Source organism: Helicobacter muridarum (assembly GCF_000765805.2).
GTDB classification, from domain to species: Bacteria; Campylobacterota; Campylobacteria; order Campylobacterales; family Helicobacteraceae; genus Helicobacter_A; species Helicobacter_A muridarum.
Window position 1 is genome coordinate 103,313 of record NZ_JRPD02000001.1, and the last position, 17,726, is coordinate 121,038.

Annotated in this window: 14 protein-coding genes and 1 other RNA gene; 12 read left to right on the forward strand and 3 right to left on the reverse strand. The window is 32.7% G+C overall.

Annotated elements, in window-relative coordinates; all coding sequences use genetic code 11:
- Positions 1 to 367: 367 nt before the first annotated feature.
- The gene (locus LS73_RS00475) at positions 368 to 2,818 is read right to left on the reverse strand and encodes a tetratricopeptide repeat protein (protein WP_233708821.1); all 2,451 of its coding nucleotides are present in this window, start codon (positions 2,816 to 2,818) and stop codon (positions 368 to 370) included.
- Positions 2,819 to 2,939: 121 nt separating this feature from the next.
- On the opposite strand from LS73_RS00475, the gene fabG reads away from it, so the two are divergent.
- From fabG to LS73_RS00500, 5 genes are all read left to right on the forward strand, one after another.
- A complete protein-coding gene (gene fabG, locus LS73_RS00480; protein ID WP_034559201.1) occupies positions 2,940 to 3,683 on the forward strand; it encodes a 3-oxoacyl-ACP reductase FabG in 744 nt (247 codons plus the stop codon).
- 36 nt (positions 3,684 to 3,719) lie between these two features.
- Positions 3,720 to 4,607, forward strand: coding sequence for a menaquinone biosynthesis family protein (locus LS73_RS00485; RefSeq protein ID WP_052089911.1), 888 nt, complete (start codon positions 3,720 to 3,722; stop codon positions 4,605 to 4,607).
- 273 nt (positions 4,608 to 4,880) lie between these two features.
- An RNA gene (gene ffs, locus LS73_RS00490) (signal recognition particle sRNA small type) lies at positions 4,881 to 4,978 on the forward strand.
- 354 nt (positions 4,979 to 5,332) lie between these two features.
- On the forward strand, positions 5,333 to 6,781 hold the full coding sequence (locus LS73_RS00495) for a catalase (RefSeq protein ID WP_034559203.1): 1,449 nt from the start codon (positions 5,333 to 5,335) through the stop codon (positions 6,779 to 6,781).
- A gap of 124 nt (positions 6,782 to 6,905) precedes the next feature.
- The gene (locus tag LS73_RS00500) at positions 6,906 to 7,925 is read left to right on the forward strand and encodes a twin-arginine translocation signal domain-containing protein (protein WP_034559205.1); all 1,020 of its coding nucleotides are present in this window, start codon (positions 6,906 to 6,908) and stop codon (positions 7,923 to 7,925) included.
- Positions 7,926 to 8,185: 260 nt separating this feature from the next.
- On the opposite strand, the gene recO is transcribed toward LS73_RS00500, so the two are convergent.
- A complete protein-coding gene (gene recO / locus LS73_RS00505) occupies positions 8,186 to 8,818 on the reverse strand; it encodes a recombination protein RecO (RefSeq protein ID WP_034559207.1) in 633 nt (210 codons plus the stop codon).
- Positions 8,819 to 8,856: 38 nt separating this feature from the next.
- Positions 8,857 to 9,579, reverse strand: a complete 723-nt coding sequence (ubiE, locus tag LS73_RS00510; protein ID WP_034559210.1) for a bifunctional demethylmenaquinone methyltransferase/2-methoxy-6-polyprenyl-1,4-benzoquinol methylase UbiE — start codon at positions 9,577 to 9,579, stop codon at positions 8,857 to 8,859.
- Positions 9,580 to 9,767: 188 nt separating this feature from the next.
- Between ubiE and serA the strand changes: the two genes are divergently transcribed.
- The 7 genes from serA to LS73_RS00545 all read left to right on the forward strand — a co-directional run bounded on the left by serA (position 9,768) and on the right by LS73_RS00545 (position 17,708).
- Complete coding sequence (serA, locus tag LS73_RS00515) at positions 9,768 to 11,375, forward strand: phosphoglycerate dehydrogenase (protein WP_034559212.1); 1,608 nt, start codon at positions 9,768 to 9,770, stop codon at positions 11,373 to 11,375.
- Between the two features lie 594 nt (positions 11,376 to 11,969).
- Positions 11,970 to 13,466: a major outer membrane protein gene (locus LS73_RS00520; protein ID WP_081955650.1), complete on the forward strand. Its 1,497-nt coding sequence runs from the start codon at positions 11,970 to 11,972 to the stop codon at positions 13,464 to 13,466.
- Between the two features lie 118 nt (positions 13,467 to 13,584).
- The gene (locus LS73_RS00525) at positions 13,585 to 14,499 is read left to right on the forward strand and encodes a pseudouridine synthase family protein (protein WP_034559214.1); all 915 of its coding nucleotides are present in this window, start codon (positions 13,585 to 13,587) and stop codon (positions 14,497 to 14,499) included.
- The gene (locus LS73_RS00530; RefSeq protein ID WP_034559216.1) at positions 14,493 to 14,780 is read left to right on the forward strand and encodes a carbon storage regulator; all 288 of its coding nucleotides are present in this window, start codon (positions 14,493 to 14,495) and stop codon (positions 14,778 to 14,780) included. The genes LS73_RS00525 and LS73_RS00530 overlap by 7 nt, the downstream gene beginning before the upstream one ends.
- Positions 14,781 to 14,810: 30 nt before the next feature.
- A complete protein-coding gene (locus LS73_RS00535) occupies positions 14,811 to 16,007 on the forward strand; it encodes a GHMP family kinase ATP-binding protein (RefSeq protein ID WP_034559218.1) in 1,197 nt (398 codons plus the stop codon).
- Between the two features lie 10 nt (positions 16,008 to 16,017).
- Positions 16,018 to 17,166, forward strand: coding sequence for a glycosyltransferase family 10 domain-containing protein (locus tag LS73_RS00540; protein WP_052089913.1), 1,149 nt, complete (start codon positions 16,018 to 16,020; stop codon positions 17,164 to 17,166).
- Between the two features lie 299 nt (positions 17,167 to 17,465).
- Positions 17,466 to 17,708: a hypothetical protein gene (locus LS73_RS00545; protein ID WP_034559221.1), complete on the forward strand. Its 243-nt coding sequence runs from the start codon at positions 17,466 to 17,468 to the stop codon at positions 17,706 to 17,708.
- Positions 17,709 to 17,726 lie beyond the last annotated feature (18 nt).

Genomic DNA, 17,726 nt, shown 5'->3' on the forward strand with positions numbered 1-17,726 from the left:
TTATTTTCTTGTATTTTTTAGTATTGCCAATTAATTTTTAGTTTAGATTCTTATTTTGCTATTTTATAGTTATTAAGTATTTATTACCCTCTCCTCCTAAAGTTAAGAAAGCTCTCACCTCTTAAATAAGAGATAAATTATTTAGCACCTTTTAGCAGCTTGTATTCTTAGGTAAAATTTAGCGCAATATTGTTAGAGTCTTTTGAGTTAGGAATTAGCTTACTTTTGATTCTAAACAAAAAGCCTTGTTAGTAGCTAAGATTGCTCTGCTTTAGCCTGTTACTTTCACATTTAAGTAGTTGTGATTCACAAAAGCAGAATTAGACTCTTAATAAAGTTAATTTTTGAAACTACAGAGAGCTAAAAACTATTCAAAGTTATTATGTAAGCCCATTGCATTATTGCACAATGTTCCCCAAGTTGTGGTATTGCCTAACTCTAAGCAATCATTTAAGGCTTGTTTGCTTTTATCCATTTGCTTTAGTGAATAATTGACATTTGCTATCTTATAGAATCTTTGTTGCCTATCATCTGTATTTAGTTTAAATTTACCAAGCCATTCTAATTGATTCAATGCCTCTTCATATTTATTTTCATCAATCAGTCCATTTATGTATATGAAATTTACATAAGGGCTATAATCATATTGCTTTAGTGATTTCTGTAGCCTTATGATAACATTTGCTTCATGTCTTAGTGCTAATTTATCTTTATTGTTTTGAGCATTATTTAATAGGGCGAAGTGCATTGGTAGAAGCCTATTATCATTAGGAAACCAAGAATCAATTTTTGCACTTAAGCTTATAGCATCATTTTTTGTTCTATCATCATCAAATAAAACGTCAAACATTTTGAAAGCTATGTCATAATATTTCCTCTGTCCCATTGCAAAGGCTAAATCCATTACATCTCTTGAAGCTTTTAAAGCCTCATTATCCCTGCCTAGTGCAAATAGAGTATTTGCTTGTAAGTAAAGCCATTTAAGCTCATTTTCTCCATCTTTAATATGTTTATGCAGCCCTGAGAATAGCTCATCTGCCTTTTTGTAGTTAGCTTGATTATATAGGCATTCAAACACATCAAGACTATCTTTTACTGTTAGACTTACTTTATTTGCATTACTTAGGAGACCGGCTATACCATTGCAACTATGATTCTCCAGATATATGAGAACTTGATTATCTATTGCTTGCTGCAATATTTCAGAATCGCTAGGTAAATCATCTTTCATTGCTATTACTTTTAGGTATTCTTTATTTTCTAGGAAAAGTTTAGCCTTTAGTTCCATAGCCCTCTTGGCATTTTCTGTATTTGGATATGTAGCAATTATGTGATCATATCGTTTTATTTTTTCATCATAACTGCCACTTATATCAAATAATAATGAATCATCTCTAGCCCTTATTGCATCAGCCAACTTGTGGTTTGGATGATAATGCAAGAATTCTACGTTTAACTTATGCGATTTATCAAATTCTCCTGCATGCATTGCAAATTCAGATGCTTTCATAAGTAACCATGAGTGTTGCTCACTATCAATAGGTACATTTCCACTTAGATATTCAGCAATGGTAGCTGCTAGTGAAAAACGTTGTTTATCCTCTAGCTCTTGTAAAATATCTATACTGTCTTCCATATCTATTAGAAAATATGCAGGAAAAACTTTAAAAACTTTTAAAAATAGATCATTTGCATGATCGAAGTCATCATTTCTAATACTAAATCTAGCCCAAGATATAGCGATCTCAGCTGCAGATTCTAAATCCTTTGCTTGTTGATATGCTTCTCTATAAATGAGAGGTGCTCTTTTTATGTCTGCCTTTGATGTTAGGGAATTTGCGATTTGCATTTTTGATAGTGGCGCATATCTTGATGTTTCATGTTCCTCTGCTACGCGATTAAAATAATAAAGAGAATCTTTTACTCTATTTTCACTTAAATATGATTTACCTAGTATATACATTACTTCTGGCGCATTATCATCGCTAGCATAAGCTTTAACCCATTGTGTGCCTCTGTCTATAATTACCTTATTTGTTTCGTTATCGCCTTTGGCCTTGTCTAATGCTACTATGGCATAGTATATAAGATCCTTTGCAAAGATGGTATCAGGGTATTCTGTAAGAGTTTCGGAAATCTTTTTTAATGCTGTAACATATTCCTTATTCTTAATGTCATCTTTAATCTCCATAAATGCATCTAAGTCTTTGCCTGCATTGTATTCTAATGGCTTGCGATTTATGTCTAGCTCGCTTATAGTTGGAGTGGAAGTTTTTGGAATTGATATTGGGAAGTTTATTGAATATCTATTCCCCATGTTTTCGTTTGGATTAATAAATGGAAGCTTATTTGTATAGGCTACAATTTGATAGCTTTTTGATAGGGCTTTTCTGGTTACTGGTATTGGTTTTTCATTTTTTAAATCACTAAATACAGAAAATAATTTTAGTTTTGAATTGTTGTTAGGGTATATATTAACAACCATATATCGCTTAGGGGCTTCATTTGGATTATCTGGATTTGGTAATTCTTTCATTTCATAGCTAAACGAAATCATAGAGCTTTTTGTGGGATTAAATCCGCTTTGTGGAATTCCTTCAATCTTGCATGAAATATGCTCCACAATACCAGTTATATTTACTTTCTGCTCGCATGTGAATGGGTATGAATTGCGAAGGTTTAGTATGGCAAATGGTTGTTGATTCTCCTTACCATGATTTAATTTTACTTCAAGGGCATTAGCAGTTTTTATAAATGCCATAAATAGAACATATAAAAGCATATAGAATCTTACTTGATGTAACAAGCCCAATGTCATATCCCCCGAATTCTTACATAATGTTTAGCTGCTTTGCATTATACGATAAAACTATGTCATTTAGGCTAAAATCTGTTTTTTAGGCTATACTAATACTTTATTTAGTTTCGTAGGAGAAATGATGAGATTTAGTGGGAAAAATGTTTTGATTACAGGTTCTAGTAGAGGGATTGGAGCACAAATAGCACGTGTATTAGCAAGTCATAATATTAAGGTCTGGATCAATTATAAAAGCAATGCAAATCTTGCTAATGATTTACAAGAAGAGATTCTATCAAAAGGTGGAAATGCTGCTGTAATTGGCTTTGATGCAAGTGATGAAGTAGCCTTTAGAGAAGCATTGGAGCTAATTAAGGAAAGCGATGGAGAGTTTTCATATCTGGTAAATAACGCAGGTATTACTAATGATAAATTAGCATTGCGCATGAGTGTGGATGATTTCATGCAAGTTGTTGATGCAAATTTAAAATCTTGTTTTATTGGTTGCAAGGAGGCATTTAGGATTATGAGTAAGCAAAAAATGGGCAGTGTAGTAAATATATCATCAATCATTGGGGAAAAGGGCAATGCTGGACAAACAAATTATGCTGCTAGCAAGGGAGGCATTATTGCTATGACAAAGAGTTTTGCTTTAGAGTCTGCAAGTCGGAATGTAAGATATAATGTTATTACTCCGGGATTTATAGATACTGAAATGACAAGTAGGCTTAATCAAGATGTGATGGATATCTATCTTAAGAATATTCCTTTAGCAAGATTTGGGAAGCCAGAGGAAGTAGCAAATACGGTAGCATTCTTACTTAGTGATTATTCAAGCTATATTACAGGAGAAGTTTTAAGAGTTAATGGCGGATTATATATGTAGAAGTTATGAAATCTACAAGCATTATTAAGGAAGAGTATGACTAATTCTAATTCTCATATCCCTAATGATGCATATACTATAGCTCATAGCCCTGATGCTGATGATATTTTTATGTATTATGCTATTAAGTTTGGTTGGGTTAATAAGCCATATAATCTAATCAATTACGCTCTTGATATTGAAAGTTTAAATGTAGCTTGTTTGCAGGGACAATATGATATAAGTGCTATTTCATTTGCACTTTATCCTCTTATTTGTAATGAATATGCGTTGCTTAGGACAGGAATGAGTTTTGGTTATGGCTATGGTCCAAAGATTATAAAGCTTAGGGGTAAGATTCTTGGTAGGAGATTTAAAGTTGCATTAAGTGGCACACATACAACCAATGCCCTTATATTTCGTTTAAAATATCCTGATGCTAGAGTTATATATAAGAATTTTCTAGAGATAGAGCAAGCTGTGTTAGATGGTGATGCTGATGCAGGTGTGTTAATACATGAATCTATTTTGAATTTTTCTTCTAAGCTCGAAGTAGAAACTACTATATGGGATATTTGGGTGGATTTTATTAAAAATTCCTTACCATTGCCATTAGGTGGCATGGCTATTAGGCGATCAATCCCGCTAAATCGAGCAATTATCTTGGAGGAAATTTTAACAAAGGCTATACAAATAGCATTGCGTTTTAAGTCGTTGTTATCGCAAATGCTAATAGATAATAATCTTGTGCGAGTAAATCCAAGTGAATTGCAAACATATCTAAACCTCTATGCTAATGAATCCTCTCATACTATGGATACAATGCAACTTAATGCGCTAGAGCGGCTATATGAGCTAGGATATAATTCTGGCATGTATTCTAGTAAAATCCAAGTAAAAAATCATCTAATACCTAAGGAATATAAGGACTTGAGATATAGCTAGGTTTAGTTAGCCCCCTATTATTCCTAGGAGTTCTAAAATACTCTAGGATTTAAGGCTTAGTTATAAATGCCTTTATGCTTAATATTTTAGGATTCTTTATTTTTACATGGTTAATTGTAACTATATGTTTATAGTGCTTATTGCATTTACTCCATAGTAATGACTATAAAGTGATTTTTTGTATATTATTAGGATTAATCTCTAGTATTTAAGCCATTTATTCCTATATTTAAGTATTTTTTAAGTTTATATTAATATAATCATTTTGCTTCTCTTCTAGCCCTATGCAATAAGTAACAGAGACAAAGCTTCAGGATGGGAACATAGCAGAGCATCTCTGTTGTTTGTGTGCCATTGGTTACTGGAAGGGAGGTTTTCTCATTTCCTCGATATTATTGATCCTTATCCTTTCTAATCATTTATTATATTAATGCTTATTTCTTGCTAATATAATTTATGCTATCATGGTTATTAGAAAAATCATGTAATAATGTAATACTCATTATTCGTATAAATTAAATAATTATCTTCTATGTCTGTTAATAGTTTTTATTGTGTTTATAGTTGTTTATGCTGTAGATTAGTTATTATATGCTTCTAAATGGACTATTAATTAACATTAATATATTATTTATAAAAAAAATTAATTGATATTTTTTATTGTTTATGAATTATTAATCACTTTATTTGTATAATGATTTAACTTTATAATTAAAGGAGACATGATGGCAAAAGAATTTGTTCAGATGACTACAACAACAGGTAGACCAGTTTATGATAATCAAAATGTAATGAGTGTAGGACCAAGAGGTCCACTACTTTTACAAGATGTTTGGTATTTAGAGAAATTAGCTGCATTTGATAGGGAGAGGATTCCAGAAAGGGTAGTGCATGCACATGGTAGTGGTGCACACGGTGTTTTTGAAGCTACCGCTGATATTAGCAAATATTCAAAGGCTAAGGTGTTTGTTAAGGGCACAAAGACACCTATGTTTATTAGATTTTCAACAGTTGCACCAGAAAAAGGAAGCGCAGATGCTGTAAGAGATCCAAGAGGCTTTGCTGTGAAGTTCTATACTCAAGAAGGAAACTGGGATTTAGTAGGAAATAATACTCCTATATTTTTTATTCGAGATCCTCTTAAGTTCCCAGATTTCATTCATAGCCAAAAAAGGGATCCAAAGAAGGGTGTGCAAGATCCAGAGATGTGGTGGGATTTTTGGTGTCAAACACCAGAATCGCTTCATCAAGTAACCTATCTCATGGGTGATAGAGGTATTCCAGCTACTTATCGACATATGAATGGATATGGAAGCCATACTTTTAGTCTCATCAATGCTAAGAATCAAAGATTTTGGGTGAAATTCCACTTCCATACATTGCAAGGGATTAAGAATTTGACTAATGAAGAGGCAGCAGCAGTGCGAGCTAAAGATATGGATTCTCATCAAAGGGATTTATATGAGTCAATTGAGAGAAGAGATTATCCAAAATGGAGAGTTTCTATCCAAGTTATGCCAGAGAGTGATGCTAAAACTTATCGATTCCATCCATTTGATGTTACGAAGATTTGGAGTCATAAAGATTATCCTTTAATTGAAATTGGAATTATGACTCTTAATCGTAATCCTGAAAATTATTTTGCGGAAGTTGAGCAGTCAGCCCTTAATCCGGCAAATATTGTTCCAGGGATTGGCTTTAGTCCTGATAGGTTGTTACAAGGTAGGCTTTTTTCTTATGGTGATACACAGCGCTATAGATTAGGTGTAAATCATCATCAGCTTCCTATCAATGCTTCAAAGGTGGCTATTAATAATACTGTTCGAGATGGATTTATGACTAATGGTTCATATGGTAGTATGAGGAATTATAATCCTAGTGTTCTTCCGGGCTATAAGGATAGTTGGAATCTTAAAGAGCCTATTTTGGATCCAAGCACATTTGAGAAAGAAACTAGGTTGGCTAAATGGGATTATAGAGAAGAAGACAATGACTATTATACACAGCCAGGAGATTTGTATCGCTTAATGAAGCCAGATGAGAAAGAGAGACTTTGCCAAACTATTGCAGGCACTATGAAAGGTATTGATAGTCGTATTATCAAGATTCAGTTAGAGCACTTTAGGAAAGCAGACCCAGCCTATGGCAAGAGAGTTGCAGATTTATTAAAATAGTCTAGTCATAAACATTAAAGGCATATAGCCATTGTTCTAGGATTTAGCTCTTTTGGGTTTAATCCCTAGAATCTATCCTCCTAGTTCATATCCAGATTTTATAATACTATCTTGAGGAATACTTATGGATACACAAAAACTTAATCGCCGAGCTTTCTTAAAGGGAAGTGCAATAGGTTTGGGCGTAGCTACAATGGGCAATATGTTGTTTGCTCATGCAAATAATAAAAAGGAAGAGAATATTAGGAGCTTTTCCCTTTCCTTTGCTTATAAGAGTAAATTTCAAACATATAACACCCTTGATCTTTGGCTACCTCTAGCTCTAAACAACGGATTCCAAACCCCGTATAATCTTATGGTAGAGGGTAATTATGATAGTTATTCTCTAAGTAATGATAGAAATACTCCAATGTTATATGCAGTTTGGCAAAATAATAATAGTGAGAAATATCTAAAAACATCTATACATGTTAAGACTAGATTTTTGAAATCTGGCCTTGATTTTGCAGATTTTACAAATATTAACACACAAGATCGCTATATCCGATCAAATCCTATAATACAGGGCATTGTTATGTCTGTTACTAATGGTGTGCAAAGCGATATGCAAAAGGCTGAAAAGCTGTTTGCTTGGGTTGCAAACAACATTTCTAGTCAAGAGGGAGCAGATATACAGGGAATTCGCAGTATTAAGGATATATATGGTAATGAAATTTTACGAGGAGAGAATCTTAGCTCCTCTTCAGTATTTGTTGCTCTATGTCGTGAAGCTGGTATTAGTAGCCTTGAGTGCTTTGGTATTAGTCTTGATGGTGGACGTTATGATTTGAATAACTCCAAGCCTACAATTTACACAAGAAGTGCTATTGCTATTAATGGACGTTGGATTGTTAATGATTCCTTGCTTGCTATCAAGGCTAGAGAAGCGTTGCAAAATATGAATACTAATGCGCATGACTATGCTGCTATTATTAAGTCTAGTTTCAATCAATGGGATAATAACTGGATGATGCTAAATCATACTCGGGACATTCAGCTAGATTCTATATTAGTTAGCACATTGCAACAAGCTTATGGTGAAGTAGATGGAGTTAAGCTAAGTAGTTATGATTTTAATCATTTCAATGGCAATATTGCTGTATGATTTATTTAGCTTCATAGAAAACATTGATATTTGATTGCTTGGCATATGAGCACATTAAACACGAAAGTAATTTTAGCTTGGTAATGATTATCTTAGCAGTGTGCTCACTTTGCTATGATATTATAGAATCTAATTTATATATTCAGCTAAAGCATTAATAAGTAATGATTTTTGCTTTCTTTCTAGGATTTTATTAGTTTAAGAATTATTCTTGCTTGAAGACTTGCTTGGCTATCTAACCCATATTTTCTTTATATTGTCTATATTCCTTCTAGTATGACTTGATAGAGTATATTGCATTCCTCGTTGCTAAGATTCATAAGATTTTTTGTTTCAAAGAATTGCATTACGCAGTCTCTATCTAGCGAAGTTTGTGAGTTTATACAGGTTGGATGTGCTATTAAGAATCCTCTAGTAACTGCTATTTCATTATCTAGCCGATTATCACATATAAAGCAAGTATCTTTTTTGTATAATCTTCCCTCAAATTCTAGTAACTCCACATACATATAACACACTACTCTCTTTGCATCTTGCTTTATAAGTCTATTTGTTCCATTTTCTAGCATGTTATAGTAAAAAGACGAAATCTCTTTTGGCTCATGGCTATTTGGTTCTTGTAGGTGATTGTCTAGTAATGTGCAAAATTGTTGCCATATATAGACCTTGTCTAAATCCATCTCATATTTTTTTGGTATATGAAAAATGTTGCGAAGCTTTGGCATATAAATACCTTGATGTTCCACCTCGAAGTCTATATTTCGTCCTGTATATAAGATGTTATGTCTAGCTCCATAGAATCTATACAATGTGTAGTAATGTCTAGATGTGATTAATTTGACTATTACATCTTCTTTTATGCTCTTAGTAATTCTTAATATAAAGCCTTGCATGTAAAATTTATAATTATGTAGAGCTTATTAGTGTGGCATTATTTTTTTTGCTTTTGAGCTATGACTAGAGAACATACATTCGCGCTGTAATTCTTAGAAAAGATAGTTAGTAAGCCATGTAAGAGTAATTCTTCTTCTAAAGACTCCAGAGTTATGAACTCATCAATGGACTTTGGTAGATATTTATATGCCTTGAAATTTTGTGAGATTATTCCGCCTACTATAGGAAGCAGAGTTTTGGTGTAAAGTCTCATAAATATTGAAGGTAGATTCTTTTGACTTTGTGCCATAAACTCTAATATCACTAGCACGCCATTGGGCTTTAAGATTCTATAAAATTCCCTTAGAGAATCTCTTCTATTGACCACATTGCGTAAACCATAAGCAATTGATACTATATCTTTGCTATTTGATTCTAATGGGATATTATCGGCTTGAGCTGTGATAAAAATCCCATCAATAATTTTCTCTCTAGCAATACTTAGCATATTGTTTGATGGATCTACTCCTACAATGGAATCTATTACAATTTCTAAGCCCACGCTCTCTTTTGCCCAATGCAGCATCATATCCCCAGTGCCACATGCAATATCAGCTATATTTACATTTGGCTTAGCCACAATTTTTAGGGCTTGCTTGCATGCTTCCTTTCTCCATTTTATGTCTGCGCCCATGCTCATGAGTCTATTAGTAGTATCATAAGTTGGAGCAATATCATTAAACATATCTATGATTTGTGTTTGTTTGTGTTGAGATTCCATAATTTGCTCTTCATTGCTTAGATAGTTAAGCTAGAATTGTACCATTTTTCTTTCTTTAATGTTTATCCATCTCTTAATCTAGCAAGATGGCGCACAATATTTATAAGCTATGATTTAGAGTAATGCTATACAATAGCAACCTTATTTTGCTAAAAACTATTGACATGAATTATAAAAAAGGAGAAGTTATGCAAAAGCATATTATAGTTTGCGATCATATCCATGATGAAGGGCTAAAAATATTACAATCTCAATCTGATGTTATAGTGGAGAATCTAGCCCATTTACCAAAGACAGAACTTCTCACACATTTGCATAAGGCAGATGTGTTAATTACTAGAAGCTCTACATCAGTTACTAAAGAATTATTAGAAATGGCTTTTAAGGATTCCAAAAAACTAAAAGCTATTGTTCGCGCTGGTGTTGGTGTAGACAATGTAGATATAGATGCTTGTTCGTATCTTGGTGTGGTAGTGATGAATGTTCCAACAGCTAATACTATAGCAGCAGTTGAGCTTACTATGGCGCATTTATTAAGTTCTGTTCGAAGATTTCCTGGTGCAAATCATCAGTTAAAATCGCAAAAAATATGGAATAGGGAGGATTGGTATGGAACTGAGCTAAAAGATAAAAAGCTAGGCATTATTGGATTTGGTAATATTGGCAGTCGTGTGGGCAGACGTGCGAAAGCCTTTGAAATGGAAGTAATCGCATATGACCCATATATAAAGCCAAATAAAGCCTTAGATGTTGGGGTGCAATATACAACAAATTTTGATGACATTTTAGCTTGTGATGTAATCACTATACATACTCCAAAAAATAAACAAACCAAAAACATGATTACCTCTAAAGAAATCGCCAAAATGAAAAATGGTGTAATCTTAATTAACTGCGCTAGAGGAGGTTTATATAATGAAGATGACTTATATGAGGGGCTAAAATCTAAGAAGATTGCATGGGCGGGCATTGATGTTTTTGACAAAGAGCCAGCAACAAGCAACAAGCTCCTAGAGCTGGATAATATATATGTAACACCTCATATTGGGGCAAATACTTTGGAATCTCAAGAAAAAATAGCTATTGAGGCAGCTAATTCAGCCATATCTGCAGCTAGAGGATCTGCGTTCCCTAATGCGCTAAATCTCCCAACCAAAAATCAAGATGTGCCAGATTACATTGAAAGTTATCTTGAGTTAACACAAAAGCTAGGTTATTTTGCCGCACAAGCAGTTAATGGTGTTATAAGCTCTATAGCAATTCATGTTTATGGAGCAGAGTTAGAAAATTATCAAGATGCTTTGCTTACATTTGGACTTGTTGGCACTTTAAAGCCCTCATTAGACGATGGAGTGAATTATGTCAATGCGTATTTTGTTGCAAAGGATAGGGGCATTAGCACTAGTATAGACGTTAAACATAATGCAGGGGCATATAAGAATCTAATTACATTGGTAGTTAATACAGAGCAAGAAAGTATGAGCGTTGGCGGAACTGTATATGATGGTCATATTATTAGATTTAATAATATCAATGGATTCGGAATGGATTTAGAGCCAAAAGGACATATGATTTTAGTGAAGAATACTGATGTGCCCGGTGTAATTGGTAGCATTGGTAATACTATAGCAAAACATAATGTTAATATAGCTGATTTTAGGCTTGGCAGACATGGCGATATTCATCATAAAGCAGCGTTAGCTTTAATTTTAGTTGATAATGATGTTACAAAGTCTTTGCTTAATGACTTACGCTCTATTAAAGAATGCTTAAGCGTGCGAAGCGTTTTGCTATAATTCAAAAATGTTATTCTACTTATTTAGAATCATAAAACTACATAGTTAAGTATTTGTAATTATACCATTGTAAAGATTCAAGAATATAAATAACCAAATGTATTCTAAATTAATTTATATATTTTACTCTTTAATATGAATTATTATTAAAGAAACTTCTTAATTATGATATTTGACACTTCCATATTTTTAGAATGCGCTAAATTATTATTTCACTTAGCTTACGAATTAATACTAATTATTTGAAGCCAACTTAATGCGTGTTTAGTATGTGGTTATTTTAAATAAATTATAAATAACTATAAAATATTATTTAAATGTTTTATTTTTGTAACACTTAATGATATTAATATTTTGCTATATTATATTTATTATTTTTTCATCAAAAACTACATATTTTAGTATAAATATACATATATTATTATTTTATTTATGATTATTACTATTTCACTACAATCTCTTTTTACTAAATAACTGTATATTAAAAGTTAACATTAGAACAAAATATACGCATTTCTTTAATTTTTAAAGTTGTTTTATGTAATTAAATTCTATTATCTATTCATATATAACCAAAACTAAAGGAGAATAACCATGAAAAATCAATTGAATGTCTATAAGATAAGTTGCAAAAGAGTTATAAGGGATAATAGAATCTTTGCAAAGTTCCTAGTGACAAGCCTAATTTGTGGTGCATCGATAGGTAGTTTAGAGGCAGCATCAAAGCTATCTGATGTTGTTAATAATGCTACTATAAGCGGCTTTGCATTTGCTAGAGTAACTAGCCTTCATGGACAAGATGGTAGCGGGACAAGATGGCAGTGGCGTTTTAAGCCAGTTATTACTACTGGTGCTGTGAATGGTTGGAGCGGATCAATTGGTATCTTTTATTCTAAGGGTTCTTCTGTGCCAGATGCTAACAATACAGATGGGGATATTAGCGCTAGCCGTGGTGATGTTGTTGTAAATTCCATAGATAGATTTGGTATTAGTGATTACTATATAACATATAAGTCTAAAGAAACTTTAGGTAGTGATACTACTATTATGGTTGGTCAGAAGTCTCCGGGCACTGTGCTTAACGACAATGTGCTAGATAGGGCAATGGGTGTATTTGTAAGCAATAAAGATATGTCAGCTCTTAACATTGGCTTTCAATGGTGGGATACATGGATTGGTGATGATATATATTTTGCTCCTAGGAATGCTGGTAGTGGCGTAACTGGTATCAATAGAGGTGTTGGCAATAATGTATTATTATTCTCCCTTTCTAGTGGAGCAGATTTTACCAAAGATACGGGTTTAAGATATAACCTAACCTATGCCTATGGTAATAGATGGTTTAGCTATATGATTTTTGGAGATGTCTCTTATACTACAAAATTTAGCAATCAATCTTTAGAGATTCTTTTGCAATTAAGTGCTACAGGGTTAGTTAATAATCCGCAAATACTCTCTAATCAGGAAGGATTTAGAAAAGTATATCAGCAGTTAGGCACTGCTGCTAATGAAACTAATCAAAGTAAATTTGCTAAGAATAGCGGTGTATATAACCTTAGATTAAATTATAAGTATGATCTTAGTGCTGATGAAGATGGCAAATCTGTTGGTTCTGTAGGATTGTCTGTTGGAACTATGGGTAGCTTTGGACGTGGCTATGGAACTATTATTGATAATACAGGCGGATTTAAAGTAGGTGGTGTGATTTGGAATAGCTATCCAGGTCCAGATGCTCATGGATTTGGGATTTTAGGCACAGGAGCTTTTGATGGTAGCTGGCTATATGGTGGTTATCTTAAAGGTGAGATGAAGTATAAGAAGCTTGGCGCATCTTTAGATGTTGTATATGTGGCGACTTCGCATTTCTATTATCTTAGAAAGGGCAGCAGAGGACCAGCTTCTGACAATCTTAATGCGAATGGAACTCTTTTCCCTACAGCAAATCATATAAAGAAAGCAAATTTTCTTGAGATAAGCCCAACTATTAGTTATAAAGTTGCTCCACATATTACTATGACAGCTTATTATGGATATTTGATAGGAAATCCTTCATTTGGTAGATTTAGGTATTTGATTACTTATGTATTCTAATTTTATAGCTTGCTTAGTAAGTATAGGGTTATGATTGTGATAAGTGCTTTAGACGTTGATAACTCGTTATTATTATTAATACATTAATATTATGTGAATTTATTATTAAGGTTTTTTAGTGCATGCTCAATTTATCGCGTTAGTCTATAAGATTCCGCATATATCGAGCTTTGCCTTTGTGCAAAAGATTAAATCCGCCTTAAGAAATAAAGGCATCATAATTGATAAGATAGGTTTTTCTGGAACTCTAGATCCATTTGCAAGAGGACAGCTTCTGCTAGCTACTAATCGTTATACAAGGCTTCTCCCACATATTGAAAAAAGCTATAAAAGCTATCAGGCTACATTATTTTTAGGTTGTAATAGTGCTAGTCTTGATACAGAAAATATTATCAATATAGAGCATATTGCAAAGCAAGATTCTAAACTTATCGAATCTATATTTAATAATCTAATCGGAGATGTGCGCTATACTCCGCCTAGATTTAGTGCTAAGCATATAAATGGCTCGCGTGCGTATGAACTTGCTAGGGAAAATAAGAAGTTCTCTTTACCAGAATGTTTGATGAACATAAGACAATGTGAGCTTATATCTTATAATCATCCATTTGTTAGCTTTAGAGTAACTCTTAGCGAAGGTGGATTTGTGCGCAGTATAGCAGAGATTGTTGGGAAATCCTTGAATTGTCAAGCAAGCCTTTGTTATTTAGAGAGATTAAGCGAAGGGCAATTAGCTTATTATGAGTGTTTGAATTCTAACAATACAATTAGCCTAGATTTTGAATATTTTGGAGTGTGCCAGAATCTCAAACTTGTATTATTAGATATTAAAAATGTCATAAAATATGATACAATAAGCCTCGTTGATTATGAAAAGCAAGCCTTTGAGGGCAAAAAAATCCATCTGAACAACGCTTATAATATAACCAAAAATGGAATCTATCTAGCCGATTTTGGTAGTTATTATGGAATAATAGATATTAATCGGCAAAGAGAAGTTAAATATATAGTAAATAGGATTGATAAATGTTGATTTTGTCGAGAAAGCAAGAAGAAAGCATTGTTATAGGAAATGACATTATCCTAAAAGTAATCAGCATTGACAAGGGCAATGTGAAGTTAGGTTTTGAAGCCCCGCCAAAAACACTAATTCTTAGAGCTGAATTGACAGAAGCTGTTAAGAGTGAAAATACACAAGCTACAGGCTATGTTAGCCAAGATATACTTAGTGAGCTAGGTGCTCATTTGAAGAGCAGGCGTGCTAAGGAAATCAACGCTAAAGATGTATTTAAGCAGACACAGACGAAAAAATAATCCTATATCAACCTTTGTTCTATCAATTTTATGCAAAATCATAAGAAAAATAGCCTAGAAAACCATAATCTTTTATCTACTAGCCCAAATACAAGCTCATTGATTAATAAAACTAAAAACTATATCACCAAGTCAACTAAAATCCCCCAAACTTCTAAGCAGTGGATAATCAAAGCCTACCCTAAGATTAATATTGCCTTGAAGGTTTTCTATAAAAATCAAAATACCAATTCTAATTCTATTTTACATGAAATCGCTTCTCGCTTTCACCTTGTGCTTGGCGAATTATATGATATAATGAGTTTTTCTTTGCATACTGCTGATTCTTTATGTTTTAGCTTGGATTCTAATCTGGCAATATTTCGTAAGATAGAGCCAATAGATTTAGGTATTGAATTTATTTTACAAGGTGATTTTGATTGTGATATAGAATCTAATCTTATTTATAAGTCATATAAGATTCTTTTAGAGTTTTATAATCTCAAACGAACACAAAATTTACTTAGCTCTCAAACAAATCTTGATAATACCATGAATCTATCTACAAAACAAAGGTCGATTCTCATAAAAGTTAATAAAAAAATCCCCACTGGTAGCGGACTTGGCGGTGGCAGTGTAAATGCAGCAATAAGCCTTATTATGCTTAATGATATGCTTGATTGCAGGCTAAGTGTCGATGAGTTGCTAGCATGCGCTAAGACTTTAGGTAGCGATGTGAGTTTCTTTGTCATGGTATATTTACAGGGTGGGGATAGACTTCATAGTTTCTTTTTATATGATTTTGCGGAATCTAGTGATAATCATTTGCCATTTTGTAGCGCAAATGTTTTTGGCACAGGAGAAATAGTAGAGCCATTCTTTGAGGAAGCGTTGAGTATTAAACTGCATTGCAATAATATCTCATGTCATACAGGCAAGGTTTATGATATGTTTGATACATTATGTTCTACATCTATAGAATATATCCATGCTTGCGATTTTAAATTATGCAGATTAGATTCTGTAAATGCTAATACGCAATTTAGCAATTTGAATAATATTGAGGTTGATTTTAGTTTAGATTCTAAGACATTGCTTAGCATACACTCTATATTTGAGTTAAATGATCTATATTTGCCTGCTAGTAGTCTATATCCTTTGGAATCAATTCGCGCTGCATTAGATAAGGAATATCATAAAGTTTTTTTTAGTGGTAGTGGTTCGACTTTTTTTAGTTTAGATATGTAAAAGAGTTAAAATGCAAGAAATTAAGCTTAAGATTGTAGATTGGTGGGAGAAACCTAGTATTGAGAATTTTGATAAAAACTACTTTGTAAAGTTGCTTCGTAAAAAATATAATGTAATCTACAGCGATAGCCCAGATTATATAATATATAGCATTATTGGTAATGAGCATTTGAAATATGACTGTGTTAGAATCTTTCATACACAAGAAAGCATTGCTCCGGATTTTAACATTGCTGATTATGCCCTTTGTTTTGATTATATAGATTTTTTAGATAGATATATAAGATTCCCTCATTTTGCATTTGATTATTATCATGAAGATTTATATCTTAGCATGAAACGACATAAGATAAGCCAAGCAGAGATAAAATCAAAGCAAAAATTTTGTAGTTTTTTGGTTAGCAATCCATATGGAAGCCCGATTAGAGATGAATTTTTTGAGGCTTTATGCAGGTATAAAATGGTTGATTCTGGTGGGCGATGGAAAAATAATATGGGTGCACCAATTGACAAAATATATTCACATTGTGATGTGCCTTTTAATGATTTTCCGCGATTAAAAAGACAATTTATCTCTCAATACAAGTTCCATTTGTGTTTTGAAAACACTTCTAGCCCGGGTTATATTACAGAGAAGCTTTTTACAGCCTTTGGTGCTAGGACTATTCCAATTTATTGGGGGGATAGCTCACTTTGTGAAAATTCTCCTTATTATAGCTCTAAGCTAAAGTCAAACGGAATGGGGGAATATATAATAAATCCAAAGTCTTATATTAATTTGCATAATTTTTCTTCATTTGAGGAAGCTATTGAGTATATTATTGAGGTGGACAATAATCCATCTCTATTTGCTGATATGCTACAAGAAAGAGTTTTTCTACAAGACTATGATATTGTTAAATATTATGAAGATAAGATTTTGGCATTTTTTGATTCTATTTTTACTAAGGACATTCATAATCTTAAGGGAGCTGCTATATCTAATGATAATGATGCTAAGCGAATAAGAGGGTTTAATTGTCAAAATTATGAACATTCTAAGAAAGACTATGCTAATATGTATGATTTGAGAGAGAGATTTAACGCCTTTATTCCAAGATTTTTTCGCCCATTTTTTAGCTTGAATAAATATCATTATAGATATAGGAAGAAGTCTTAAATATTTTAGCATAAATTACTATTGATTAAAAGCTACATATTGATTTAGGCTGGTGCCTTATTCCCTTGTCATGCTGAATCTCTTTTATCATTCTAGGCAAAGCGAAGAATCTAAAAATATATTTATCCCTGCGAGAATTTGGTAGCTAACGCTCCCACATCGTATTGGCTCAATATGATAAAAAATTAAATATGATAAAGAGAAATTTTTAGTTTGCTTAGCAAACTAAAAATGACAACACCCCCGCTTGTCATTCTAATGGCATTAGCCAGAAGAATCTCAAAACAAAGCAGAATAAAATGGCTGGAGAGATACCAGAGTATTGGGAAGTGAGGAAACTGAAATATGTTATTTATTTAAAAAATCAAAGATGCGGCAATAGTGATTTTAAAATAGAGCTTGAAAATATTGAAAGCAAAACAGGGCAATACATTCTAACAAATGAAATTGTATTTGAGGATAGTGGAATCAATTTTTATAAATGTGATATTTTATTTGGTAAATTACGCCCATATCTTGCAAAAGTTTTTCTAGCAAAATAGAGATGGTATTTGTGTTAG

Coding starts and splice junctions, on each gene's coding strand:
- LS73_RS00545 (WP_034559221.1), top strand. CDS start 17,466: ATGGCTGGAGAGATACCAGAGTATTGGGAAGTGAGGAAACTGAAATAT.
- LS73_RS00485 (WP_052089911.1), top strand. CDS start 3,720: ATGACTAATTCTAATTCTCATATCCCTAATGATGCATATACTATAGCT.
- serA (WP_034559212.1), top strand. CDS start 9,768: ATGCAAAAGCATATTATAGTTTGCGATCATATCCATGATGAAGGGCTA.
- LS73_RS00520 (WP_081955650.1), top strand. CDS start 11,970: ATGAAAAATCAATTGAATGTCTATAAGATAAGTTGCAAAAGAGTTATA.
- ubiE (WP_034559210.1), bottom strand. CDS start 9,579: ATGGAATCTCAACACAAACAAACACAAATCATAGATATGTTTAATGAT.
- LS73_RS00495 (WP_034559203.1), top strand. CDS start 5,333: ATGGCAAAAGAATTTGTTCAGATGACTACAACAACAGGTAGACCAGTT.
- LS73_RS00535 (WP_034559218.1), top strand. CDS start 14,811: ATGCAAAATCATAAGAAAAATAGCCTAGAAAACCATAATCTTTTATCT.
- recO (WP_034559207.1), bottom strand. CDS start 8,818: ATGCAAGGCTTTATATTAAGAATTACTAAGAGCATAAAAGAAGATGTA.
- LS73_RS00500 (WP_034559205.1), top strand. CDS start 6,906: ATGGATACACAAAAACTTAATCGCCGAGCTTTCTTAAAGGGAAGTGCA.
- LS73_RS00540 (WP_052089913.1), top strand. CDS start 16,018: ATGCAAGAAATTAAGCTTAAGATTGTAGATTGGTGGGAGAAACCTAGT.
- LS73_RS00530 (WP_034559216.1), top strand. CDS start 14,493: ATGTTGATTTTGTCGAGAAAGCAAGAAGAAAGCATTGTTATAGGAAAT.
- LS73_RS00475 (WP_233708821.1), bottom strand. CDS start 2,818: ATGACATTGGGCTTGTTACATCAAGTAAGATTCTATATGCTTTTATAT.
- fabG (WP_034559201.1), top strand. CDS start 2,940: ATGAGATTTAGTGGGAAAAATGTTTTGATTACAGGTTCTAGTAGAGGG.